Origin of the sequence: Streptomyces sp. WELS2 (genome assembly GCF_013870595.1) — a bacterium.
Lineage (GTDB): Bacteria > Actinomycetota > Actinomycetes > Streptomycetales > Streptomycetaceae > Streptomyces.
Genome location: NZ_JACBWZ010000014.1, coordinates 1 through 24,906, shown reverse-complemented (window position 1 = coordinate 24,906; position 24,906 = coordinate 1). Strand labels below are relative to the sequence as shown.

General features: G+C 71.8%; 19 protein-coding genes and 1 pseudogene. 11 read left to right on the top strand and 9 right to left on the bottom strand.

From position 1 onward, the window contains the following. Nucleotides 1-437 precede the first annotated feature (437 nt). The 3 genes from H5J33_RS02000 to H5J33_RS01990 are packed head-to-tail and all read left to right on the top strand — an operon-like array spanning nucleotide 438 to nucleotide 3,529. Nucleotides 438-1,652 carry an outer membrane lipoprotein carrier protein LolA gene (locus H5J33_RS02000; protein ID WP_181793046.1) on the top strand — a complete coding sequence of 405 codons (1,215 nt, stop codon included), beginning with the start codon at nucleotides 438-440 and terminating at the stop codon, nucleotides 1,650-1,652. 31 nt (nucleotides 1,653-1,683) lie between these two features. Next, nucleotides 1,684-2,655 carry an ABC transporter ATP-binding protein gene (locus H5J33_RS01995; protein ID WP_181793045.1) on the top strand — a complete coding sequence of 324 codons (972 nt, stop codon included), beginning with the start codon at nucleotides 1,684-1,686 and terminating at the stop codon, nucleotides 2,653-2,655. After that, nucleotides 2,642-3,529 (top strand): ABC transporter permease, encoded by an 888-nt coding sequence (locus H5J33_RS01990; RefSeq protein WP_181793044.1) that lies wholly within the window; start codon nucleotides 2,642-2,644, stop codon nucleotides 3,527-3,529. Before H5J33_RS01995 ends, H5J33_RS01990 begins: the two co-directional genes overlap by 14 nt. Nucleotides 3,530-3,553: 24 nt before the next feature. Here H5J33_RS01990 and H5J33_RS01985 read toward each other — a convergent pair whose 3' ends face one another. Then, on the bottom strand, nucleotides 3,554-4,150 hold the full coding sequence (locus H5J33_RS01985) for a flavodoxin family protein (RefSeq protein WP_181793043.1): 597 nt from the start codon (nucleotides 4,148-4,150) through the stop codon (nucleotides 3,554-3,556). 195 nt (nucleotides 4,151-4,345) lie between these two features. Between H5J33_RS01985 and H5J33_RS01980 the strand changes: the two genes are divergently transcribed. Further along, entirely contained in the window at nucleotides 4,346-5,389 is a 1,044-nt protein-coding gene (locus H5J33_RS01980; RefSeq protein ID WP_258564821.1) for a hypothetical protein, read from the top strand. A 93-nt stretch (nucleotides 5,390-5,482) separates the two neighbouring features. On the opposite strand, the gene rarD is transcribed toward H5J33_RS01980, so the two are convergent. Together rarD and H5J33_RS01970 are read right to left on the bottom strand one after the other, a co-directional pair. Then, nucleotides 5,483-6,439 (bottom strand): EamA family transporter RarD, encoded by a 957-nt coding sequence (gene rarD / locus H5J33_RS01975; RefSeq protein WP_181793042.1) that lies wholly within the window; start codon nucleotides 6,437-6,439, stop codon nucleotides 5,483-5,485. Between the two features lie 158 nt (nucleotides 6,440-6,597). After that, nucleotides 6,598-7,452: an SDR family oxidoreductase gene (locus H5J33_RS01970; RefSeq protein ID WP_181793041.1), complete on the bottom strand. Its 855-nt coding sequence runs from the start codon at nucleotides 7,450-7,452 to the stop codon at nucleotides 6,598-6,600. 93 nt (nucleotides 7,453-7,545) lie between these two features. Here H5J33_RS01970 and H5J33_RS01965 point away from each other — a divergent pair, with 93 nt between their 5' ends. Beyond that, nucleotides 7,546-7,974, top strand: a complete 429-nt coding sequence (locus tag H5J33_RS01965; RefSeq protein ID WP_181793040.1) for a helix-turn-helix domain-containing protein — start codon at nucleotides 7,546-7,548, stop codon at nucleotides 7,972-7,974. A gap of 13 nt (nucleotides 7,975-7,987) precedes the next feature. Here H5J33_RS01965 and H5J33_RS01960 read toward each other — a convergent pair whose 3' ends face one another. The 5 genes from H5J33_RS01960 to aroH form a co-directional block, all read right to left on the bottom strand. Further along, entirely contained in the window at nucleotides 7,988-9,049 is a 1,062-nt protein-coding gene (locus H5J33_RS01960; RefSeq protein WP_181793039.1) for a 2-oxoacid:ferredoxin oxidoreductase subunit beta, read from the bottom strand. After that, entirely contained in the window at nucleotides 9,042-10,970 is a 1,929-nt protein-coding gene (locus tag H5J33_RS01955) for a 2-oxoacid:acceptor oxidoreductase subunit alpha (protein WP_181793038.1), read from the bottom strand. The genes H5J33_RS01960 and H5J33_RS01955 overlap by 8 nt, the downstream gene beginning before the upstream one ends. A 279-nt stretch (nucleotides 10,971-11,249) precedes the next feature. Then, complete coding sequence (locus H5J33_RS01950; RefSeq protein ID WP_309485288.1) at nucleotides 11,250-11,909, bottom strand: response regulator transcription factor; 660 nt, start codon at nucleotides 11,907-11,909, stop codon at nucleotides 11,250-11,252. A 409-nt stretch (nucleotides 11,910-12,318) separates the two neighbouring features. Next, on the bottom strand, nucleotides 12,319-13,644 hold the full coding sequence (locus H5J33_RS01945) for a sensor histidine kinase (RefSeq protein ID WP_181793047.1): 1,326 nt from the start codon (nucleotides 13,642-13,644) through the stop codon (nucleotides 12,319-12,321). A 37-nt stretch (nucleotides 13,645-13,681) separates the two neighbouring features. Next, nucleotides 13,682-14,044, bottom strand: a complete 363-nt coding sequence (gene aroH / locus H5J33_RS01940; protein ID WP_181793036.1) for a chorismate mutase — start codon at nucleotides 14,042-14,044, stop codon at nucleotides 13,682-13,684. A 146-nt stretch (nucleotides 14,045-14,190) separates the two neighbouring features. Between aroH and H5J33_RS01935 the strand changes: the two genes are divergently transcribed. The 5 genes and pseudogenes from H5J33_RS01935 to H5J33_RS01915 all read left to right on the top strand — a co-directional run bounded on the left by H5J33_RS01935 (nucleotide 14,191) and on the right by H5J33_RS01915 (nucleotide 19,866). Continuing rightward, nucleotides 14,191-15,603 carry an FAD-dependent oxidoreductase gene (locus H5J33_RS01935; protein ID WP_258564820.1) on the top strand — a complete coding sequence of 471 codons (1,413 nt, stop codon included), beginning with the start codon at nucleotides 14,191-14,193 and terminating at the stop codon, nucleotides 15,601-15,603. A 74-nt stretch (nucleotides 15,604-15,677) separates the two neighbouring features. After that, the gene (locus H5J33_RS01930; protein ID WP_181793034.1) at nucleotides 15,678-16,112 is read left to right on the top strand and encodes a VOC family protein; all 435 of its coding nucleotides are present in this window, start codon (nucleotides 15,678-15,680) and stop codon (nucleotides 16,110-16,112) included. A 443-nt stretch (nucleotides 16,113-16,555) separates the two neighbouring features. Beyond that, nucleotides 16,556-16,840: pseudogene (locus tag H5J33_RS01925) on the top strand (transposase family protein); the annotation flags it as partial. A 149-nt stretch (nucleotides 16,841-16,989) separates the two neighbouring features. Continuing rightward, nucleotides 16,990-17,442 (top strand): hypothetical protein, encoded by a 453-nt coding sequence (locus H5J33_RS01920; RefSeq protein WP_181793033.1) that lies wholly within the window; start codon nucleotides 16,990-16,992, stop codon nucleotides 17,440-17,442. Nucleotides 17,443-17,694: 252 nt separating this feature from the next. Continuing rightward, the gene (locus tag H5J33_RS01915) at nucleotides 17,695-19,866 is read left to right on the top strand and encodes a hypothetical protein (RefSeq protein ID WP_181793032.1); all 2,172 of its coding nucleotides are present in this window, start codon (nucleotides 17,695-17,697) and stop codon (nucleotides 19,864-19,866) included. A 437-nt stretch (nucleotides 19,867-20,303) separates the two neighbouring features. Here H5J33_RS01915 and H5J33_RS01910 read toward each other — a convergent pair whose 3' ends face one another. Beyond that, complete coding sequence (locus H5J33_RS01910; protein WP_181793031.1) at nucleotides 20,304-21,473, bottom strand: cytochrome P450; 1,170 nt, start codon at nucleotides 21,471-21,473, stop codon at nucleotides 20,304-20,306. Between the two features lie 905 nt (nucleotides 21,474-22,378). Between H5J33_RS01910 and H5J33_RS01905 the strand changes: the two genes are divergently transcribed. After that, the coding region (locus H5J33_RS01905; protein WP_258564819.1) for a type I polyketide synthase at nucleotides 22,379-24,906 on the top strand (2,528 nt) is incomplete at its 3' end.

Below are 24,906 nucleotides of genomic sequence, written 5' to 3'. Positions count from 1 at the left end.
AGTGCGACGCCAAGGCCGCGCTGATCGAACTGTGCGACGCGGTGGTCCACCGCGCCGGCTGACCCGGCCCGGGCCACTCGGGCCAGCCGTCGTACCTCCCCGGCTCGACCGGCGTACGACCGTACAGCCGTACGACTCCCGACGGACCCCCGCATGGCCCGCCGGACCCCGGTGTCCCTTCCGTGGCCGGATCCCGGCGTCCCTCACATGGGGGTGGCCTCCCTTACGACCCCTACGGGTCGCGGGCTGACGCGGCCGTCGTGTGTCATACCGCAGGCGTAGGCGCAGTTGCCTCCGAGGGGTGACGCTTCCGCACGGCGGATTTGGTCCTATGGAAACCGCACGCATCACCACAACTCATCGATTCGGGTGAGAATGGCGGCTCAGGGTTGACCAGCGTGAGAACAGCCGCCGCCGACGACGGAGGTAGGGCACACATGGCACCGTACGAATCCGACGACGCAGTGGGCGCCGCGCACGAGGGGGCCGCGCGGGACGGGGCTCCGGGCCCCGGCCGGCGCAAGGCCGCCCGGTACGCCGTTCCCGTCGCGGTGGTGGGGGTGGCGGCGGCCACGATCGGGCTCGTCCCGGCACTCGCCGACTCCGGCGACCCCGACCTGCCGAAGATCACCGCGCAGCAGCTCGTCGACAAGATGGCCAAGTCGGACGTGCAGCGGCTGTCCGGCACCGTGAAGATCACCACCGACCTCGGCCTGCCCGACCTCGGCGGCCTGGAGAACGGCCTGCTCTCCGGCGCGGACCACGGCGGCTCCGGCGACGGCTCCTCCGCCGACCCGCGGTCCCGGCTCACCGAGCTGGCGTCCGGCATGCACACCCTGCGGGTCGCCGCCGACGGCCCGGACCGGCAGAAGGTGTCGCTGCTGGAGCGCGGCGCCGAGTACAGCCTGATCCACGACGGCAAGGACGTCTGGGGCTACGACAGCAAGAGCAACGAGGTCTACCACTCCACCGGGGCCCGGACCGGCAAGGAGCGCCGCGCCGAGCCGCCGGCCACGCCGAAGGACTTCGCCGACGAGGCGCTGAAGGCGGTGGACGACACGACCTCCGTCACCGTCGACGGCACCGCGCAGGTGGCCGGCCGCGACGCCTACAAGCTGCTGATCAGGCCCCGGCAGTCCGGCACCACGGTCGGCGCGATCAGCATCGCCGTGGACGCGAAGACCTGGATGCCGCTGAAGTTCACGCTCACCCCGAGGAGTGGCGGGGCCGCGGTGGTCGACGCCGGCTTCACCCAGGTCTCGTTCGACCGGCCGGCCGCCTCCACCTTCGACTTCACCCCGCCGAAGGGCGCGAAGGTCACCGAGGAGAAGGACGCGCCGGCCAAGACCCCGGCCCCCGAACACGGCGGGGACCTCGCCGGGGGCCTCGGCGGGCTGGACGTCCTCGGCAAGGGCTGGACGTCCGTCGCCACCGCCGACACCGGCGCCAAGGGCGGCCTGCCCACCGGTAGCCAGGGCGGCGACCTCGGCGGCTTCCTCGGCTCGCTCGGCGACCCGGTCACCGGGAGGTTCGGCAAGGGCACGGTCTTCTCCACCCGCCTGGTCAACGCCCTGATCACCGACGACGGCAAGGTGTACGCCGGTCTGGTGACGAAGGAGACCCTGGTGAAGGCGGCCGACGCGGGGAAGTGACCCCCAGGGACCGACGGACGAGGGGAAGCCGATGGACGAACGCGAGCGCGGCGGCCTGCCGCACGCCGGCCCGCCGAGCGTGATCGACACACGCGGGCTCACCAAGCGCTACCGCGGCGGACAGCTCGCCGTGGACGGTCTCGACCTGACCGTCCCGGCGGGCAGCGTCTTCGGCTTCCTCGGCCCGAACGGCTCCGGCAAGACCACCACCATCCGGATGCTGATGGGCCTGATCGAACCGACCGCGGGCACGGTCCGTTTGCTGGGCCGTCCCATGCCGCGAGCGGCCCGTACGGTCCTTCCGCAGGTCGGGGCCCTCATTGAGGGCCCCGCTCTGTACGGCTTCCTCTCCGGCCGGGACAACCTGGTGCGCTACGACTCCGCCGACCCCACCGCCGACCCGCGCACCCGGCACGCGCGCGTGGCCGCCGCGCTGGACCGGGTCGGCCTGACGGCGGCCGCCGGCAAGAAGGCGAAGGCGTACTCGCTCGGCATGAAACAGCGCCTGGGCCTGGCCGCCGCGCTGCTCCGGCCGCGCCGGCTGCTCGTGCTGGACGAGCCCACCAACGGCCTCGACCCGCAGGGCATGCGGGAGATCCGCACCCTGATCAGGGAGCTGGCCGCGGACGGTACGACCGTCTTCCTCTCCTCGCACCTGCTGGACGAGATCGAGCAGGTGTGCACCCACGCGGCGGTCATGGCGCAGGGCCGGCTCGTCGTCCAGGGCGAGGTGGCCGAGCTGGCGTCCGGGGCGCGCGGCCGGCTGGTCGTGACCACCCCGGACCCGGCCGAGGCGGCCCGGGTGCTGAAGGAACTGGGCGTCGGGGACGTGACCGCCGACGGCGACCGGGTCACCGGCGAACCGCCCGGCCGGGACCTCGCCGAGGTGACCGCGGCCCTGGTCACCGCCGGGGTCCGGGTCCGGGGCCTGACCGTGGAACGTGCCTCGCTGGAGGACGCGTTCGTGGCGCTGACCGGGGAGGGCTTCGATGTCGCGGGCTGACCGCTCGACGGGGGCCGCCGCCGTGCGCCGGCCGAATCCGCTGTGGGCCCTCGGGCTGCTGCGCAGCGAACTCGTCACCACCGTCCGGCGGTGGCGCACGCTCGCCCTGCTCGGGGTGCTGGCCGCGGTGCCGGTGCTGGTCGGGGTCGCGGTGCGGATCGAGACCCGGGGCGGCGGGCAGGCGGGTGGCGGGGGCGGCGAGGGCCCGGCCTTCATCGCGCAGATCACCAACAACGGACTGTTCCTGGTGTTCACCGCGCTGGCCGCGACCCTGCCGTTCTTCCTGCCGATGGCGGTCGGTGTGGTGGCCGGCGACGCGATCGCCGGGGAGGCGGGCGCGGGCACCCTGCGCTATCTGCTGGTGGCCCCGTCCGGCCGCACCCGGCTGCTGTTCACCAAGTACGCGACCGTGCTGGCCTTCTGCCTGCTGGCCACCCTGGTGGTCGCGGTCTCGGCGCTGGCCGTGGGGGCGCTGCTGTTCCCGCTCGGCGAGCTGACGACGATCTCCGGCACCCGGATCGGCCTCGGCGAGGGGCTGGCCCGCGCGCTGCTGATCGCCCTGGTCGTCGCGGCGTCGCTGGTGGGGGTGGCGGCCCTCGGCCTGTTCGTGTCGACCCTCACCAACAGCGGCATCGCGGCGATGGCGACCACGGTCGGCCTGCTCATCACCGTGCAGATCGTGGACCAGATACCTCAGCTGCACGCGGTGCAGCCGTACCTCTTCTCGCACTACTGGCTGTCGTTCGCCGACCTGATGCGCGATCCCGTCTACTGGGACGACCTGCTGCGCGACCTCGGCCTCCAGGGGCTGTACGCGGCCGTGTTCGGCTCGGCGGCCTGGGCGCGGTTCACGGCGAAGGACATCACCGCCTAGGGGCGGGCGGCCGGTGGCGGGGGTTCAGGCGGCGCCGGCGGTCTCGTACGGGAAGCGCGCGAGGGGCGCGTCCTGGGCGAAGAAGGTCTTGGCGCGGGTCAGCGCCCCGGTGTCGGTCAGGACGTCGCCCGGTTTGCTGCCGCTGCCCAGCAGTACCCCGCCGAACCGCATCCCCAGGTAGGCGGCCGAGTTGCGCAGGGTGCCGGCGTACGGGTCGGCGACGGACAGCTCCCGGTCGGCGAGTGCGGCGACGCCCCAGAGGGTGCGGCCGGCCATCCTCGCCTTGAAGTCGAGGCCCGGGGTGCGCAGCCAGCCTGACCAGTGGTCCAGGTAGCGCTTGGTCTGGGCGGAGACCGAGTACCAGTACACCGGCGAGGCGATCACGATGTCCGTGGCGGCGAGCGTGGCGTCCAGCAGCAGTCCGGCCGGGGTGCCGGAGGGCGGCCGTACGTGGTCGCTGTCGTGCCGCAGGTCCTCGAAGTCGGGCAGCGGCTGCCCGGCGAGGTCGATCCAGTGCTGTTCGACGTCGGCGGGGAGCTGTTCGGCGGCCCGGCGGGCCAGCAGCTCGGTGTTGCCCTCGGCGCGGGCGCTGCCCAGGACGAAGAGAAAGCGGCGGCTCATGGGGTCCCCCAGATGCGTCGGGTCGTGCCACGAACAAGGTGCGTGTGCATCTTATGCACACGCAATCAACTCGCGCCAGGGGTCGCTGGTGCGAGGCTGTGACGTCGCGGTGACCCGGCAGCCGTGGCCAGCCGACACACTGGTGGTCAGGACGCGCAGGACCGGATCGCGACGCCGGGGAGTGGAGGGACACCGATGGGACTCAGCTTCGAGAAGAAGCGGGCGCCGCGGACCGTGGGGTACCCGGCGGCGGTGCCCGTCCGGGTGTACGGCCCGGAGAGCGCTGTGGTGGACGGGGTACCGGTCGCCACGGCGCCCGGCGAGGGGATCCAGCAGGCCGTCCTGAACCGCCTCCAGAGCCTGGCCATCAGCGTCGGGGCGCCCATACACGCCACCGTCCACGACGACCTCGCGGGCTGTGTGGTCCCCCTGGAGGTCGCGGCCGACGGCTCCAGCCGGGTGACCGGCGAACCGGTCCGGCTGACCGCACCCGGGACACCGGACACGGCCGCCGCGGCGCACACCATGCCGGGCACCCCGCAGGCGCCGGCCGGCCCGTCCGGTCCTCCGCCGGCGACGGACACGCGGCCCGCGCCCGCCGACACGCGGCACGCGGGCACGGGTGTGGCCGCGGGTTCGGCCTCGGGAGCGGATGGGGACGCGGGCCTGGGCCTGCCCTTCGACGAGCCCGCCCCCGCGCAGACCCCGGCCCGCGGCTTCGACGCGGTCGCCGAGGAGGTGCTCGGGGACGGCCCGCTGACCGAGACCGCCGAGGGCGCGGAACTGCTCGCCGAGCCGATGGGCCGGATCAACGAGGCCGTGCGCGCGGGCCGTATCGACACGGCGGCGGAGCTGGCCGAACGGACGCTCGCCGAGGCCTCCGCCGTGTTCGGCCCGCACCACGCCGAGGTGCTGCACGTGCGTGAGCTGTCCGCGTACATCGCCTACCTGGCGGACGACCCCGTGCGCGCCTGTCGGCTGTCGCTGGAGCTGGCCCGGCTGCGCCACGAGGCCCAGGACGGCCACGCCGCCTACGGCAACCTGCAGAGCGCGGCGACCGCCTGGCGCGCGGTGCGCGACCCGGAGGAGGGCCTGCGGCTGGGCCGTGACCTGATCGACCTGTGGACGGACCTCGGCGCCGAGCCGGGCCCCGCCGCGGACGATCCCCGCCCGCTGGAGGCCGCCCGCGCCCGCATGGTCCGTCTGACCGACCGCGCGGCCAAGGCGGCACAGGCCTGACCGCTCCGGAGCCTGCCCGTAGTACCCGTAGTACCTACCCCGGCGCCCGTAGTACCCGTACCGCCCCTGGTACCCGTGGTACTCCCGCCCCGGTCAGGCGTCCGCGGGTGCCGACGAGGGTGTCCCGGTGGTGAGGGGTGACGGTTCGGGGAGCCGGCGCGGGCGCCGGGAGAAGCGCAGCGCGTCGGCCGTGAGCAGCACCAGCGCCAGCCAGACCAGCGCGAACCCGGCCCACCGCTCGGCCGGCATGGCCTCGTGGAAGTAGAGGATGCCCAGCAGGAACTGGAAGACCGGGGCCAGGTACTGCAACAGGCCCAGCGTGGACAGGGGCACCCGGATCGCCGCCGCGCCGAAGCAGACCAGTGGCACGGCGGTGACCAGGCCGGTGGAGGCGAGCAGGGCGGAGTGCCCGGCGCCCTCGGTCGCGAACGTGGCGTCCCCCTGGACGGCCAGCGAGATGAGATAGCCCAGCGCCGGCAGGAACTGGATCGCGGTCTCGGCGGCCAGCGACTCCACCCCGCCGAGGTCGACCTTCTTCTTCACCAGCCCGTAGGTGGCGAAGGAGAAGGCGAGGCAGAGGGAGATCCACGGCGGGCGGCCGTAGCCGACGGTGAGCACGACGACGGCGGCGAGACCGACCGCGACCGCCGCCCACTGCGCGGGCCGCAGCCGCTCCTTGAGGATCAGCACGCCCATCGCGATGGTGACCAGCGGGTTGATGAAGTAGCCGAGCGAGGCCTCCACGACGTGGCCCGCGTTGACCGCCCAGATGTACACGCCCCAGTTGACGGTGATCACGGCGGCCGCCACCACGACCAGACCGAGCCGCCGGGGCTGGCGCAGCAGCTTCCCGGCCCAGGCCCAGCGGCGCACGACGAGCAGCGCGACGGCGACCACCACCAGGGACCACACCATGCGGTGGGCGAGGATCTCCATGGCCCCGGCCGGTTTCAGCAGGGGCCAGAACAGGGGCACCAGGCCCCACATCCCGTAGGCGGCGAAGCCGTTCAGCAGGCCTATGCGGTGTTCACCCTCGGAATTCCCGGCCACCGGCCCCTCCCTCTCGCTCGCGTGCCCGGTGCGGACACGCGAGCACGAAGGTAGCGCCGGACGCCCTCCGGTGTCATGTTCGTATTGGTAATACGGTCATGACAGGGGAGGGCGGGGTGGACGAGCCGCCCCTCGGCCGGGCCGGCCCCGCCGCCGGCTCAGTTCTTCAGCGCGGCCGTGACGGCCTCGGCCAGCGGGGTGGTGGGGCGGCCGATCAGCCGGGACAGGTCGCCGGAGGAGACGACCAGCTCGCCCTCGGCGATCGAGGCGTCCACGCCGGCCAGGATCCCGGCCAGCGGCGCGGGCAGCCCGGCGCCGGTCAGGATGCCGGTGAGGTCCGCCACCGAGACCTGCCGGTAGACGATCTCCCGGCCGGTCTGCCGGCTCAGCTCGGCCGCGTACTCGGCGAAGCTCCACGCCTCGTCGCCGCCCAGCTCGTACGTGGTGTTCTCGTGGCCCTCGCCGGTCAGCACCGCGACCGCGGCGGCGGCGTAGTCGGCGCGGGCGGCCGAGGAGACCCGGCCGTCGCCGGCGGCCTGCACGACCGCGCCGTGCTCCAGCACCGGCGCCAGGAGCTCGGTGTAGTTCTCGTGGTACCAGCCGTTGCGCAGCAGGGTGTAGGGCAGACCGGAGGCGAGCAGCGCCTTCTCGGTCGCCCGGTGGGTGTCCGCCAGCGCGGCGGTCAGGGTGCCCGGGGCGCTCGTGTAGGCGAGCAGCGCGACACCGGCCGCCTTCGCCGCGTCGATGACGGCCGTGTGCTGCGCCACCCGGTCCTTGTCGACCTCGTTGCCGGAGATCAGCAGGACCTTGTCGCCGGCCGCGAACAGGCCCTCCAGGGTCTCGGGCGCGTCGTAGTCGGCGACGGCCAGCCGCACGCCCCGCGCGGCGAGGTCGGCGCCCTTCGCCGCGTCCCGGACGACGGCGGTGATCCGCTCCGCCGGGACCTTCTCCAGCAACTGGGCCACGACATGACGGCCGAGGTGTCCGGTGGCTCCGGTGACGACGATGCTCATGGTTGCGCTCCTTGGGTGCGATGTCCTGATGGCACTGACCGTACGGGAGGCGCTGTTGATGAGAAAGTACCCACTTTGAAGTAAGGTACTGGCATGACGGTAAGCAAGAGGGAGGCGGAGGCGCTCTGCCCGCACCGCCTGGTCATGGAACACGTCACCAGCCGCTGGGGCGTCCTCGTCCTGAACGAGCTGCTGGAGCGGTCGTACCGGTTCAGCGAGCTGCGCCGGGCGGTCGGCGCCGCCGGCGGCCGGCCCGTCAGCGAGAAGATGCTCACCCAGACCCTGCAGACCCTGGAGCGCGACGGACTGGTGCACCGGGACGCCAAGCCGGTCATCCCGCCCCGCGTCGACTACTCGCTCACCGGTCTCGGCCGCGAGGCGGCGGAGCAGGTGCGGGCCCTCACCCGGTGGGCCCAGGACCGCATGGACCGGGTCGATGCGGCCCGCCGGGCGTACGACGACGCCCGGGACACCGGCCGGACATATGACGAGGCCCGGGACGTCCGGTCCCGGGCCTCGTGAGTCGGCGGGAAGGTCAGCCCACGACCGTCCACGTGTCGCCGCCCGCCAGCAGCGCGGCGAGGTCGCCCTTGCCGCGCTGTTCCACGGCGGTGTCGAGCTGCTCGGTCATGAGGGTGTCGTAGACCGGCCGGTCGACCGAGCGGAACACCCCGACGGGCGTGTGGTGCAGGGTGTCCGGGTCGGCGAGGCGGGACAGGGCGAAGGCGGTGGTCGGGGACGCGGCGTGGGCGTCGTGGACCAGGATCTCCGCCTCGTTGTCGGGGGTCACGGTGACCACCTTCAGGTCGCCGGTGGCCCGGTCGCGTACGACGCCTCGCGTGCCCCCGGCGCCGAACCGGATCGGCTGCCCGTGCTCCAGCCGGATCAGGGCCTCCTCGGAGCGCTGCTTGTCCTTCAGGGCGTCGAAGGCGCCGTCGTTGAAGATGTTGCAGTTCTGGTAGATCTCGATGAGCGCGGTGCCCGGGTGTGCGGCGGCGGCGCGCAGCACCTCCGTCAGGTGCTTGCGGTCGGAGTCGATGGTGCGGGCGACGAAGGACGCCTCGGCGCCGAGCGCGAGCGACACCGGGTTGAAGGGGGCGTCGAGCGAGCCCATCGGCGTCGACTTGGTGATCTTCCCGACCTCGGAGGTGGGGGAGTACTGGCCCTTGGTCAGGCCGTAGATCCGGTTGTTGAACAGCAGGATCTTCAGGTTGACGTTGCGGCGCAGGGCGTGGATGAGGTGGTTGCCGCCGATGGACAGGGCGTCGCCGTCGCCGGTGACGACCCAGACGCTCAGGTCGCGGCGGGAGGTGGCCAGGCCGGTGGCGATGGCGGGGGCGCGGCCGTGGATGGAGTGCATCCCGTAGGTGTTCATGTAGTACGGGAAGCGGGACGAGCAGCCGATGCCGGAGACGAAGACGATGTTCTCCCGGGCCAGGCCCAGTTCGGGCATGAAGCCCTGCACGGCCGCGAGGATGGCGTAGTCACCGCAGCCGGGGCACCAGCGCACCTCCTGGTCCGACTTGAAGTCCTTCATCGACTGCTTGGCCTCGGCCTTGGGGACCAGCTGGAGCAGCCCGTTGGTGGCGTCAGTCATCGATGGCCTCCTTCAGCGCCGCGGCGAGCTGTTCCGCCTTGAACGGCATGCCGTTGACCTGGTTGTAGGAGTGGGCGTCGACCAGGTACTTCGCCCGGATCAGGGTCGCGAGCTGCCCGAGGTTCATCTCCGGGATCACCACCCTGTCGTAGCCCTTCAGGACCGTGCCGAGGTTGCGCGGGAAGGGGTTGAGGTGGCGCAGATGGACCTGGGCGATCGACTCGCCGGCCGCCCGCAGCCGCCGTACCGCCGCCGTGATCGGGCCGTAGGTGGAGCCCCAGCCCAGCACCAGGGTCCTCGCGCCGTGCGGGTCGTCGACCTCGACGTCCGGGACGTCGATGCCGTCGATCTTGGCCTGGCGGGTGCGGACCATGAGGTCGTGGTTGGCCGGGTCGTAGGAGATGTTGCCCGTGCCGTCCTGCTTCTCGATGCCGCCGATGCGGTGCTCCAGACCCGGGGTGCCCGGGATCGCCCACGGCCGGGCCAGGGTCTGCGGGTCGCGCTTGTACGGCCAGAACACCTCGGTGCCGTCGGCCAGCGTGTGGTTCGGGCCCTGCGCGAAGCGCACCGTCAGGTCGGGCAGCTCCTCCGGCTCCGGGATGCGCCACGGCTCGGAGCCGTTGGCCAGGTAGCCGTCCGACAGCAGCATCACCGGCGTGCGGTACGTCAGCGCGATCCGCGCCGCCTCCAGCGCCGCGTCGAAGCAGTCCGCCGGGGTGCGCGGGGCGACCACCGGCACCGGCGCCTCGCCGTTGCGCCCGTACATCGCCTGGAGCAGGTCGGCCTGCTCGGTCTTGGTCGGCAGGCCCGTGGAGGGGCCGCCGCGCTGGATGTCCACCACCAGCAGCGGCAGCTCCAGGGAGACCGCCAGGCCGATCGTCTCGCTCTTGAGGGCGACACCGGGGCCGGAGGTGGTCGTCACCGCGAGGGAGCCGCCGAAGGCCGCGCCCAGCGCCGCGCCGATGCCCGCGATCTCGTCCTCGGCCTGGAAGGTGCGCACCCCGAAGTTCTTGTGCTTCGACAGCTCGTGCAGGATGTCCGAGGCCGGGGTGATCGGGTACGAGCCCAGGAACAGCGGCAGGTCCGCCTGGCGGGAGGCGGCGATCAGGCCGTAGGCCAGGGCGAGGTTGCCGGAGATGTTGCGGTAGGTGCCCACCGGGAAGGCCTTGGCGGCCGGCGCGACCTCGTAGGAGACCGCGAAGTCCTCCGTGGTCTCGCCGAAGTTCCAGCCCGCCCGGAACGCCGCGATGTTCGCCGCCATGATCTCGGGCTTCTTCGCGAACTTCGACTTCAGGAACTTCTCGGTGCCCTCGGTCGGCCGGTGGTACATCCACGACAGGAGACCCAGCGCGAACATGTTCTTGCTGCGCTCGGCCTCCTTGCGGGAGAGGTCGAACTCCTTCAGCGCCTCCACGGTCAAGGTGGTCAGCGGGACGGGGTGGAGGTGGTAGCCGTCGAGCGAGCCGTCGTGCAGCGGATCGCTGTCGTAGCCGACCTTCTGCAGCGCGCGCTTGGTGAACTCGTCGGTGTTGACGATGATCTCCGCGCCGCGTGGCAGGTCGCCGACGTTGGCCTTCAGGGCGGCCGGGTTCATCGCCACCAGGACGTTCGGCGCGTCCCCGGGGGTGAGGATGTCGTGGTCGGCGAAGTGGAGCTGGAAGGACGACACCCCGGGCAGCGTGCCGGCGGGGGCACGGATCTCCGCGGGGAAGTTGGGGAGTGTGGAGAGGTCGTTGCCGAAAGAAGCGGTCTCCGAGGTGAACCGGTCGCCGGTGAGCTGCATACCGTCACCCGAGTCCCCCGCGAACCGGATGATCACCCGGTCCAGGCGCCGCACGTCCTTCGCGTCGCCCGGTTTGCGCTGCTCTCCCACGGCGGTTCCGTCGGCCTGCTCCGCTGGGCTGCTGACCTGGCTGGTCACTGAACTGGACCTCCTTCGAGGCGGCTGTCCGGGGCTTGGTCGTCCCACGGACCATCCCAGGATCAACCCTACGTCGGTCAGGGTCGCCTTCCCGAGGGCATCCGAGGATTGGATGACATTTCGAGAGGGCCTGTCGTGCCGGCTTCCCCACATGTCCGGCACCGCTCAAGCGCCGCTCAGCCCTTGCGGGGCGGCCCGGCGTCCGCGGGGCCTCCCGTACGCGGTGCCGCCTCGGGAGTCCTCGGGAGTCCTCAGGAGTCCTCAGGAGTCTCAGGAGTCTCAGGAGTTCAGATAGGTGAGCACGGCCAGCACCCGCCGGTGGTCGCCGTCGCTCGGGGCCAGGCCGAGCTTCAGGAAGATGTTGCTGACGTGCTTCTCCACGGCGCCGTCGCTCACCACCAGCTGCCGGGCGATCGCCGAGTTCGTCCGGCCCTCCGCCATCAGCCCGAGCACCTCGCGCTCCCTGGGGGTCAGCCCGGCCAGCACGTCCTGCTTGCGGCTGCGGCCGAGCAACTGCGCGACCACCTCCGGGTCCAGCGCCGTACCGCCCTCGGCCACCCGCACCACCGCGTCGACGAACTCCCGCACATCGGCGACCCGGTCCTTGAGCAGATAGCCCACGCCCCGGCTGGACGCGGCCAGCAGCTCGGTGGCGTAACGCTCCTCCACGTACTGCGACAGCACGAGCACCCCGAGCCCCGGGTGGGTCCGGCGCAGCGTCACGGCCGCCCGGACGCCCTCGTCGGTGTGCGTCGGCGGCATCCGTACGTCCGCCACGACCACGTCGGGCAGCTCGCCCCGGCCGTCCAGGTCGGCGATGGTCTTCACCAGTGCGTCCGCGTCCCCGACGCCCGCCACGACATCGTGCCCGCGGTCGGTCAACAGCCGGGTCAGGCCCTCTCTGAGCAGCACCGAGTCCTCGGCGATGACCACCCGCACCCTGTCCTCCACGATCTTCCGGTCTCCCCAGCGCGATCCGTCACGGCGGCGTCCGCCCCGGCCGCCCGCCGTCCTACGGAAGACCAGCATTCCAGGGATCGCGCCGCGGCGCCGCCGTACCGGGGGAAAGATCGCAACCGGGACGCACCGGGAACGGTGGGCCGTCGGCTTCACCCGGGAAGGATCCGGGAGCGGACGGGCCCTTCACCCACAGCCGTATGCCAGGGGCCGGCCGTGCCCGGGCTCCGAGACGCCGGATCGGCGCGGGCGACGGGCTCCGCCTTGCCGGGACGGTTTGGGTGGCCCCGCCATGCCGGGACGGGTCACACGGGCTTTGCGACGCCGGGGCGGGTCACACGGGCGCCGCCACCCCGGGACCGTTTACACCGGCCCGCCCCGCCAAGACGGTTCAGCCGCGCCAGGGCAGTTCCGCTGTCACCCGGGTGGGGCCGCCGGGTGGGGAGTCCACCACGAGGACACCGTCCACCGCGTCCAGCCGGGCCGCGAGGCCGGCCAGCCCGGAGCCCCGGGCGGGGTCGGCGCCGCCCACGCCGTCGTCGGTCACCTGGAGCAGCAGCCGGTCGTCCGCCCGCCACACGTCCACCGAGGCGGTCCGGGCCCCGCTGTGCTCGCCGACGTTGCGCAGCAGCTCGGAGACGGTGAAGTAGGCGATGCCCTCGATGGCCGGGGCCGGCCGGGCCGGGAGGTCCACCTCGACCCGGACCGGCACCATGCAGCGGGAGGCGACCGCCGACAGCGCCGCGTCCAAACCGCGGTCGGTGAGGACCGCCGGGTGGATGCCCCGGGCCAGGTCGCGCAGCTCCTGGAGGGCCAGCTTCACCTCGCCGTGCGCCTCGTCCACGAGCCGCGCCGCCGCCCGCGGGTCGTCCCGCAGCTTCTCCTTCGCCAGCCCCAGGTCCATGGCCAGACCGGCCAGCCGGACCTGGGCGCCGTCGTGCAGGGCCCGCTCGATGCGGCGCAGATCGGCGGCGGCCGCGTCGGCCACGACCCCCCGGTCCGACTCCAGCTCCACCACCCGCGCCGACAGCGGCGACGGTCCGAGCAGCCCGCGCACCAACAGCCCGTCCACGGTCGTCAGGGCCCGCACCAGCCACGGGCCGGCCAGCGTGAGCACCAGCCCCACCAGCGCGGCCAGACCGATCTCGAAGGGGTTGTCCAGGTAGACGCTGTGGTGGCCGTCGCCGTACAGCTGGAGACCGCCCTGGCCCGCGTACACCGGGAACACCCAGAACCACAGCGGGTACGTCAGCAGCGACCAGCCGAGGCTCCAGAAGGTGACCACCACCGAGAACGAGAACACCGCCCACGGGAACTGCACCAGCGTGTACAGCGCCTGCCGCCAGGAGGAGCCGCTCTTGAGCACCGCTCCCGTCCAGGCCACCGGGCCCGGCTTGAGCGGACGCAGCGGCTCCGGGTCGGCCACCCGCAGGCCCAGCAACGCCCGCGCCCGCGCCCGCTCCAGTACCCCGAAGCCCCGGCAGCCGGCCAGCGCCGCCGCCAGCACCGGGATGCCGAGGAAGGTCACCAGCAGGCCCGCGCCGAGGGAGACCATCGTCACCGTCCAGCAGAACAGCACGATCGCCACCGGCAGGCTCAGCAGCACATACCCGAACTCCCGCCAGGTGCGCGCCTCGAACGGCGCCCGCAGCCCGGCCGGCAGCCGGTGCGGCCGCTCGCTGCGGTAGGCGTACCCGTGTCCGTACTCCGTCGCCATCGGTGTCGTCCCGTTCTCCTCGTCCACGCGGCGGTTCTCACTGGGCGATGTCCTTGCGCAGGGCCGCGGCGGCGCCGAGGTAGACGTGGGAGATGTCGGCGCGGGGCTTGTCCGACTCGACGTGCGCGAGGATCCGTACGACCCGGGGCATGGCGCCCTCGATGTCGAGTTCCCGGGCGCAGATCAGGGGGACGTCGACGATGCCGAGCCGGCGGGCGGCGGCGGCCGGGAAGTCGCTGTGCAGATCGGGCGTGGCCGTGAACCAGATGCTGATCAGGTCGTCGGCGGTCAGCCCGTTCCGTTCGAGGACGGCGGTGAGCAGCGCGCCGACCTGCTCCGCCATGTGACCGGCGTCGTCCCGTTCCAGTTGGACGGCTCCCCGGACCGCTCGTACCGCCACGGCGCTGCTCCTCGCTGACGTGCGTGTTTCGTTCTTGGTCCGTCCAGCCTAGTCAGCCGCGCGGTACGGGCGTGCGCCGACCGAGCGCTGAGACGATGCGGAACGTCCGTTATCCATGGATATGTACGTCTGTACGGAGGTCTGACATGCCCCAGCCAGCGACACGGCGCACGGTTCTCGCGACGGGCGCCGGCGCGCTCGCCCTGGGCTGCGTGGGATGCGACGGCACCACGGCGACCCTGAGCCGCGGCTTCCACGCGTTCTTCCGCCAGTACTACAACCTGCGCGGGCTGCTGCGCCGGACCGACCCCGCCCTGGAGCGGCTCACCGGACTTCCGGACTACCCGCTCCGCCATGCCACCGGCCTGCGCGACAGCTTCCGGCACGTCCCGCGCACCCCGCCGCTGAGCGCGCTCGGCTTCGTGGCGCTCAGCCCGTCCTTCCGGTTCGCGGACCTGCGCGCGATGGACCCGAGGACGGCCCTGACCCTGCTCGACGTGCGCGTGCCGGAGGTGTACGACCGCCTGGACGGCACCAGCGCCCACGACCTCCTGGACGCCGTGGGCTTCCCCGACAGCGCCCGCCACCTGGCCTTCGAGGTGTTCTCCCGCAGCTTCTTCGCCGACCCGCGGGAACTGTCGGCGGCCGAGATGGCGCTCATGTTCCACATCTACTTCCTGGGCTCCGCCGAGGGACTGCTGTTCGACGTGCCCCGCGCCCCCTTCCCCGCCGCGCTGTGGGATCCGCTCGCCCGCTACCTGACCCGGCACCACACCGAGGTGCGCACCGCAACAGCCGTCGAGCACATCGCGCCCACCCGGGACGGCGGCTTCGTGACCGCCACCGGCCGCGACGAGCGCCGCTACGACGCGATCGTCCTCGCCCTCGACACCGCCGGGCTGCGCTCACTGGCCGGCCGCTGCGGAGAGCTGGGCGACGCGCCCTGGCGCGAGCGGATCGGACGGCTGCGGACCGCCCCGCCCTTCCTCGTCAGCAGGCTGTGGCTGGACCGGCCCGTCGCACACGACCGGCCCGGCTTCCTCGGCACCAGCGGTTTCGGCACCCTGGACAACATCAGCGTGCTGGAACGCTACGAGGACGAGGCGGCCCGCTGGAGCGGACGCACCGGAGGCTCCGTCGTCGAACTCCACGCCTACGCCGTACCGCCCGGAGCCGACCGGGACGCCGAAGAAAAGCGTCTGCTGGAACAACTGCGCCGCGTCTACCCGGAGACCCGCCCGGCGACGGTCCTCGACGCCCGCCACGAATGGCACGAGGACTGTCCCCTGTTCCCGGTGGGCGGCTACGGCGACCGCCCCACCGTCCGCACCCCGCACCCCCGGCTGGTCGTGGCGGGTGACCTGGTCCGCACCGGCCTGCCCGTGGCCCTCATGGAACGCGCCGCCACGAGCGGCTTCCTCGCGGCCAACACCCTGCTGGAGGGGTGGGGCGTGCGGGGCCAGACACTGTGGACGGTGCCGGACCGCGGGCGCAGCACACCCCTCAGGGCCCTGGCCACGTGGGGGCGCCCGCCCACCGCCCGCGAACGAGCGGACTGACGGCACCGTCCGGCGAAGAACACCTCCACGGAAATGAGCGGCAGGGCGCCCCTGGTACGAGGTACTGTGCGCCGATGTCGGAGATCAAGAAATTCCAAGTCACCTTTGACTGCGCGGAACCCGAGCGACTCGCTCGCTTCTGGTGTGAAGTGCTGGGGTACGTCACGCCGCCGCCCCCCGAGGGGTTCAGCACCTGGGACGACTTCAACCGCACCCTGCCTCCTGAGAAGCGGGGAGCATGGTTCGCCTGCAGTGATCCCTCGGGCGTGGGCCCGCGCCTGTTCTTCCAGCGCGTCCCGGAAGGCAAGACCGCCAAGAATCGGGTGCATCTTGACGTCCGGGTCGGCACCGGGCTCGTGGGGGACGAGCGCCTCGCCGCGCTCGAAGCCGAGTGCGCGCGGCTGGTCGCGCTCGGTGCGACCCACGTGCAAACGCTGTACGCCGATGAGGAAAACGAGTCGTGCATCCCGATGCTGGACATCGAGGGCAACGAGTTCTGCATCGACTGAACATTCTTCGGTCCGGGGAACCGGTCGCGCGGCCTCCTCGTTTTCCGGACGGGAGTTCCCGGTTTCGGCGCCCGCGACGCCCGAGGCTCCCGTGCCGTCGGGGTCCGAGGTCTCACCGCACAGGCACAGGAGCCGCGTTGGTCCGTGATCTGCCGCACTCGACCTGCCTCACGCCTCACCCGCGAGGGCCACCGCCGCCCAAGGCGCCGGAGCCTGGGTGACCAGCGGGTGGACGAAGGGCGGACGGGGGAGCGGTACGTCGATCGCAGCCGCGATCCTGGCGGTGGAGAGGCAGCGCTGAAGCGCTCACTGGGCCGGTTGCAGCGCCCACGCCCGACTCCGAGCTCCCGGCGAACGGGCCTTCGCTCAACTCAAGTCGGCGCATCATGAGCAGAGACGCTCCTCCTCCCGCCGCATCAGCCTCACCGCCCAAGCCGATCCACATGCTCATCGTCACCCATGAGGGTGACCGCCGCTGCAAACTCCCGCCTCACCAGCGGGCTCTGGTCGGCCTCGTCCACCTCCGTCGGCACGAACCGCTCACGCGGATCGCCGCCGGCTTCGGCATATCCGTCGGCTCGGCTCACGCCTACGCACCGCCGTCATCGACCACCTGACCACGCCGGGCGCCCGGACTGCTGCGGGTCCGACGGAAGACCGCCCCGGACCACTCCCTGCTCGACGTCACACTCGCCGAGTGCGACCGCGTCGGCGACAGCAGGGCCGACTAGCGTTGCGAAACTCAACTCATGGCGGATCCCCCGCCATGCCCGCTGCAGTCCGAACCGCCTCTGGTCAAGCGCCGCCGCCGGCCTCATTCTTGAGCGGCAACGTTGAAAGAGCTCACTGCCAGGCAAGGGGATCAGGAGATGGCTCGTTGAAGAACAGAGACCCCGAGAGGCGAGCCGAAGTCGAGGCACACGGGCCGTTCGCCTCGGAACGCAGCGTCGCCGCCGGGCCTGAACTCGCGGCCCAGGTCTGCCGGGAACTGCACCGTGCCGGTATTCCCGCGTGCATTGAGCGTCCTGAAGTGCCGAAACGGCCTGGTGCCCGGGTGGAAGTCGACGACTATCAAGGTGATCACGCCGGCGGCCTCTATGTTCGCTGGAGCGCGCCCGGTCTGGCAGAGGCCGGCATAAAGGCAGTCACAGAACGCCAGGATCCGGCGGCGCCGGAATGGAAACATCATGCCGAGGTCGTTCTGCTCATGCAGACGGCGTTGATCGGGATCCTGCGATTGGCCGGCTTCTCCGCCGTACCGGCCGAGGAGGTCGACGACATCGCCAAGGGCGATGTCTACGTCCATGCCGGTACGCCACTGCCGTCGTGAATCCCGTTGCAGAGCACGGAGTTCGACGAGACCTCAGCGTTTTCACAGCTGCCAGGTGCAGGACCGGGCCTGGCCTCGGGCCGAACACGGACACATCCGTTCCCTATCTTGAGCCACGGGCAGTTCCGGGGCCCGGTGCTGTGCGATTGGACGCTGGTGGCGTCGACGCAGATCCGCACCGGTTCGGGGAGCCGGCCGCCGGGACCGGAAACTCCGATGCGTCGGTTCCCGCAACTCTGCGATCATCCGTGCATGGCGCACGGTCTCGAAGCACTGGTCATCCGGCACACGTACCGCGTTCCCGCCCCCCGCGGCGCGGCCGGTGAAGGTGCCGCCGCCGCACGGCAGTTCGACGCGGCGTTGATGTCCGTCGGCTTCAAACTCTCGGCGCAACTGCTGGAGCGGCTCTCCGGAATCTCCGAGCCCGCCGTCGTGCACACCGCCAAGCGGGTGCTGCGCACCGTGAGCGAGATGGTGGGGGACCACGTCCGGCACAATTCCTACTTCATCGACTTTCCGGCGAACGTGCCGGACACCGAGGAATTCTGGACGCGGTGCGTGATGGCGGCCCTCGGTGACGAAGGGGCGCGCGAAAACGTGCGCGGACAGCCGGCGAACGGGCCGCTGGACCTGCTCAGTCTGCCCGCTTACGGACGCTACCAGCACACCTACGAGGAAATGCTCGCCGTGCAGGAGGAGTTGGTCGCCTCGGCAGGCGACCGGGTGACCGTGCTGCACCTCGGGCGGGACCTGGACGACGAACTCACCGACCTGTACCTGGCCCTGGCGGCAAGCCCGACACCACTGGCCGAGGAGCACCTGAGCGACCTCGAGATCCTCGCCGAGCGGTGCGCACTCGGCCCCCGGCCGGAGTCGATTCCGGTCCGGGAGAACCGGGCGGTCATCAACGCGGCCCGTCTCACCGCCGGCGCCGACCTCCTGCTGGACACCGTCGTGGACGTGCTGCGACTGGCCTGCGCCCTCTCGGGCGGAGATGTGACGCTGCGGGAACCGACCCGGTTCCGGACGTTGCCGCGGGCGGTGCGCCGTGCGCTGCTCACGGGCCTTGACACCGTGGTCGCGGAGAATCCCGCCAAGCTGGCCGACGTACCCGCCTACCGCGAGCAGTTCAAGCGGTTGGGCGAGCGTCTGCACCCGCACGAGTACCCGCGCCGGCCGCACGCGGCCGAGGTGTTCGCCGTGGCACGAGGCGAAAAGCAGGCCCGGTCCTTCGACAGCCGTGCCGAGCAGCTGCTCGCCGCGTCCGATGTCATGGGCGCCGTGCGTCTGCTGTCGTCCGCACCCGGCAAGTTGTTCCGGTCGCTGGACCTCCTGCTGCGCGTCACCGCCGGCCAGGACGAGCGTGACGCGGTGGTGGAGGCCGCGGTGCGGGTAGCTCCCGAGGTCTCCGGCCGGGTCGTGCTCTCGGTCCGTGAGCACTTCCACAACCGGGAGCAGGAGAGCGGCAGACCCCGGGTCTTCGTCAACCGCCGCGGCCACGGCTGGGTCGCTCCCGACGACCGCCCACCGGTCCCGGCCGCCGACCGCGACCGTCTGATCGCCGCCCTCGACACCGAGATACGCCGCAGGCTCCCCGCGCCGGGCCGGCTGCTGGTGGATCCCGACGTCTTCGACGTGGCGCTTCCGCTCAGCGGCAGGACGGCCCCGGCCGGGCTCGGCGTGCTGCCGCGGGGTACGGTCGCGGCCGTCGAAGGCGAGCGGCTGCGCTTCTTCGTGTACTGGAAGCAGACCGAGAGACGAACCGACTACGACCTCTCGGCCCTGCTGCTCGAAGCCGACTACAGCACCGACTCCTGGCTCTCCTACACCTCCCTCGGCGCGGTCGGGGGCCGGCACTCGGGCGATATCACCGAAGCACCCGACGGCGCCTCGGAGTTCATCGATCTGTCCCTGGACCGGATACGCGCCGCCTTCGTCGCTCCGCAGGTCAACATCTTCGCCGGCGAAGGCTTCGAGGAGGCCGAGGAATCCTTCTTCGGATTCATGCTGCGCGACGGCGAGCAGAAGGGCCGGCCGTTCGAACCACGAACGGTGCGGATGAAGTCGGAACTGCGTGGGGCGGGCCGGGTGGCGGTGCCCTTGGTGTTCCGGCGTGAGAACGACGGCCGCTGGCGCGCGAAGTGGCTGCACCTTTATCTGCGGGGCATCTCGTCGGCCAACCGGGTCGAGGAGAACCAGGCGTCGGTGTCCACGCTGGTGCGCGCCATCGTGGAACGCGAATATCTCACGGTGCGCTACCTCGTCGACCTGATGTCCGACGGCGTCACGGCAGTTGACCTGTGGGACGGAGGGCCGGTTCCGGACGGGCCCGTCACCTACATCGGTCTCGAACGCCCCGAGGCACTGCACCCGGACTCCCGCGTCATCACCGTCGAGAATCTACGCGACCTGATCCCCGGCTGAGTGCTAGCGTTACCCGCGGCGAGGCCATGAAAGGGCTTCCTTCTCCATTCTTCTACCGGTCAAGTCTTCTCGCTTTCCTCGCCTTCACGTCGCTCCGGGCGGCACTCGCGCAGCAAGCGCCGGGCGCCGCCCGGAGCCGTTGTCCCACCGGCGCGCAGCGCGTGGGCTCTGAAAGGGACCGGTGCGCTCCGCTCTTCGTCAGGAGGAGCCGGCTCCGGTGGCACGCCGCGACCACGCGCCTCACGCCACACGAGGGCGTCGCCCTCCTCCGGGTGGCGCACTGCCGGTATCTGGTGGGTCCCACCGCATGGTGAGAGTCCTTGGTGCGGGTGCTGTCCGGGCACTCCGGCCACCGCGACACGGTCACCGGCCGTATCGCGGTGTGTGCCCGTCCATCACTCCGACGTCGGAACGGAGCTGCTTTCAGGGATCACGGATCACCAAGTGACCGGCAGCTCCCGCAGACCGCGGAAGACCAGTTCCGGTACGTAGGTGAGCTCGGACTCGTCAACGGCGAGGCGGAGTCCCGGATACCGTTTCACCACGGACCCGATCGCCACCCGCATCTCTCGACGGGCCAGCATCGCGCCGAGGCAGAAGTGCGGCCCGTGCCCGAAGGCGAGGTGGGCCGCCGGTCCTTCGCGGGTGATGTCGAAGCGGCCGGGATCCGGGTACACACCGGGGTCGCGGTTGGCCGCGACGATGACCGGAAGCACCGGTTGGCCCGCCCCCAGCTCGACGCCGTCCAGTTCGACGGGCTCGGTCGTGACGCGGACCTCGGCCGAGGTGAAAAGCCGGCTGTATCGCAGTAGTTCGTCGACCGCCGGTCCGACCAGGTCCGGTGCCGACCGCAGCAGCGCGAGTTGGTCCGGGTGGCGCAGCAGGGTCAGGAACGAGTTGCCCAGCTGGTTGACAGTCGTCTCGTGGCCGGCGATCAGCAGGCCCTCGAGGTTGGCCAGCAGTTCGGGTTCGGTGAGGTGGTCGCCCTCGTCGTTGGCGGCGACCATCGCCGAGATCAACCCGTCGTCCGGCCGGGCCCGCTTCTGACGTACCAGATCGGCGAGCCAGTCCTGCATCTCGCCCTGCGCGGCCCGCAGTTCGTCCGGGGTGATGTCCGTGACGAACAGCCGCCTGGTCCATCTGCGGATGGCCTCGGCCTCGGAGTAGGGCACGCCGAGCAGCTCGCAGATGACCATCAACGGCAGTGGAGCGCACAGACCTGCCACGAGGTCCGCGGTGGGATCGAGGTCGTCGAGCAAGGCGTCCACGATGGACTGCACACGTGGCTCGAGCTGATCGACCATGCGTGGGCTGAACGCCTGCGACATCAGCTTGCGCAGGCGGGCGTGGCGTTCGCCGTCCAGGCTGGAGACCAGCAACGGGTCGGCGGCGACGGACAGTTTCAGCGGGCTGCCCGGAAGTGTGGCCGCCTCCCGGCTGAACCGGCTGTCGCTCAGCACCTGGCGCACCGCCTTGTAGGAAAGGGCGAGCCAGACGTCTGCCGGACCCATCGTCGCGAGGACGACCGGAGCCTGCGCGAGCAGAGCCTCGGCTTCGGGCTCGTTGTCGAGGTGGTGAGGTGTGGTGAAGGGGAACGTGGCTTGCATCACTGCCTCCTGATCGGAAGTCACCAGGGCCGGGGCGTCGGGTTCCGGGCGCTGATGGCCGGATCGACGCACGGATCGGTGACAGCTGGGGTCTTGTGCCGCCGGAGTGGTGTGGCTTGTGCCGCCGGGGCGGTGGCGCCTCGCGATCGTCTCGAAGTCGATGGGGGTGAAACGGTTCGGCCGGAGCTGTCGGCGGTGCCGGTGGTCGGTTCGCTCGATCCGGGTGGTGATCGCCGTGCGGAGGTTCCGCGGTGGCCGGACGACGGTCGAGGACGTTCTTCCGGGCGTGTGCGAATGGGGATTCTAGGGCGTTGTCCCTGGCGGCGTCGACGGTGTCCTTGAACCCGGCCCGGTCGTGGCGGTGCGGGCGTGGACGGACTTCCGCGACCGCACCGGCAGGCTCACCGGCGGATCCGTCGGCGGACACCGCGCCGGGCCGTCCGTAAGAAACGACGTCTTTCATGGGGCATGGTACGAATTTGGCCACAGTGCCTTTGTCATCAGGCATGTGCCGTTGTGATGTGCTGCGTTTGAGACAGCCTTGGCCTGACCTCTGGTGATGGCGTGATGTTGCTGCCATGCTCGTCTCCGCGGCGGGCCGATCTTCACTTCGGCCCCATGCACCCAGCTCACCAGTGCATCTCACTCGAAGATCGCCAACGCTGTCGCTTTCGAGAACCGCTCCACTGATCCAGACGCCCGAAGCGCGGTCGAGTCCGGATTCGGACCCGGCCGGGTCGCAGGGCTGCTCGCGTGCTCGACGCTCAGGCCGCTCGCGCGGCCGGAACCGCACCGTGGGGACTGCTACGGAAGCACCCCGCCTTCCTTCGTTCCCCGGCTCACGAGGTGTCGATGTGATGCGCTTCCCCTTGGACTCGGACGCTGACCGTGTCGCTGTCATCGGAATGGCGGGCAGGCTGCCGAAAGCCCCCGATCCGGAGGCGTTCTGGCGGCTGCTGTGCGACGGGGCAGACGCGATCACCGCGCCTCCCGTGGGCCGGCAGGGTGTACGGCACGGCGGCTACCTGGACCGGGTGGACGGCTTCGACGCGGCGTTCTTCGGTGTGTCCCCCCGTGAGGCCGTCGGCATGGACCCGCAACAGCGGCTCATGCTCGAACTCGCCTGGGAGGCCCTGGAGGACGCCCGGATCGTGCCGGACACGCTGACGGGCGGCCCGACCGGGGTGTTCGTCGGCTCCATGTGGGAGGACTACACATCCCTGGCCTACCCCGGACACATCACACCGCACACGCTGACCGGCACCAACCGGGGCGTCATCGCGGGTCGCGTCTCGCACTTCCTCGGTGTGCGCGGACCGAGCATGACGGTCGACACCGCCCAGTCGTCGGCGCTGGTCGCGGTGCATCTGGCGGTCGAGAGCCTGCGCCGCGGCGAGTCGGCGCTCGCCCTGGCCGGCGGGGTGAACCTCAACCTGACCGCCGCCCGCGAGCAGGGAGCGGCGGAGTTCGGCGGCCTGTCCCCGGACGACCGCTGCTTCACCTTCGACGCCCGGGCCAACGGCTTCGTCCGTGGCGAGGGCGGCGCCTTCCTCGTGCTGAAACCGCTGGCCCGGGCCCTGGCCGACGGGGACCGCGTCTACGGGGTCATCCGGGGCAGCGCGGTCAACCACGACGGCGCCACACAGAGCCTGACCGTGCCCAGCGCACAGGCCCAGGAACAGGTCATCCGCGAGGCACTGGACCGCGCCGGCGTGCGTCCCGCGGATGTGCAGTACGTGGAGCTGCACGGCACCGGCACCGCCGTCGGCGACCCCGTCGAGGCCGCCGCCCTCGCGGCGGCCTACCGCGACCCCGCCGAGCCCGGCGACGCCGGCAGTGCCCTGCGCGTCGGATCCGTCAAGACGAACGTCGGTCATCTGGAGGGCGCCGCGGGCATCGTCGGTCTGCTCAAGGCCGTCCTCAGCGTGTACCACCGCGCACTGCCCCCGAGCCTGAACTACGAAACCCCCAATCCCGCCATCCCGCTCGACGCACTGGCGCTGCGGGTCCAGACCGATCTGACCCCCTGGCCGCGGCCGGACGCGCCCCTGCTCGCCGGCGTGTCGTCGTTCGGCATGGGCGGCACCAACGCGCACGTGATCGTCGAGCAGGCGCCCGATCCGGCCGCGCCGCCGGCCCGCCGGCCCGCCCCCGAGGCCCGCCCCGCGCCGTGGATCGTCACGGCGCGGACCAAGCAGGCGCTGCGAGCGCAGATCGAGCGCCTGCACGAACACGTGCGCAGCCACCCGGACCTGACCGACGCCGAGGTCGCGCACGCGCTGGCCACCACCAGAACCCGCTTCGCGCACCGCGCGGTCCTGCTCGACTCCGCCCGGATCGCCGCCGGCCGGGCCGGCACCCCGGGCCGTACCGTCTTCGTGTTCCCCGGCCAGGGCGCGCAGTGGGTCGGCATGGGGCGGGAGCTCTACGCCGCGTACCCCGTCTTCCGGGCCGCCATGGACGAGTGCGCCCAGGCCCTGGCCCCGTACACCGACTGGTCGCTGACCGATGTCCTGGATGGTGCCCCGCTGGACCGCGTGGACATCGTGCAGCCCGCGCTGTTCTCGGTGATGGTGTCCCTGGCGGCACTGTGGCGCTCCTTCGGTGTCGAGCCCGACGCGGTGGTCGGGCACTCGCAGGGCGAGATCGCCGCGGCGTACGTCGCGGGCGCGCTGTCGCTGTCCGACGCGGCCCGGATCGTCGCACTGCGCAGCCGCGCGCTGGTGGCGCTGACCGGCCGGGGCGGCATGGTGTCCGTGGCCCTGTCCGCCGAGCGGGCCGAGGACTACGTGTCGCGCTGGGGCGGCGCGCTGACGGTCGCCGTGGTCAACGCCGCCGGCTCGGTCGTGGTGTCCGGCGACACACAGGCACTGTCCGAACTCGTCGAGTCCTGCGCGGCGGACGGTATCCGCGCACGCGCCGTCCCCGTGGACTACGCCTCCCATTCCCCGCACGTCGAGGCGATCCGCGAGCGGCTGCACACCGAACTGGACGGTGTCCGGCCGCGGCAGGGCACCATCCCGTACTACTCCGCGGTCACCGGCGGTCTCCTCCACGACACCACGGAGCTCGACGCCGGCTACTGGTACCGCAACCTGCGCGAGCCGGTCCGCTTCGACCTGGCCACCGCCGCCCTGCTGGCGGACGGACACGGCGTCGTGGTCGAGGTCAGCCCGCACCCGGTGCTGCTGCCCGCCCTCGAACAGACCCTGGAACAGGCCCGCAAGCGGACCGGCGGGCCCGGCGTCGCCACCGGCACGCTGAGCCGTGACCGGGGCGGGCCGGACGCCTTCCTGACCGCGCTGTCCCGGCTGTTCGTGGCCGGCGTGCCGGTCGACTGGTCCCCGGCCGTCGCCGAGACCGCGCCGGTCGACCTGCCCACGTACGCCTTCCAGCGTCGCTCGTACTGGCTGCCCGAAGCGACGGCCGCGCA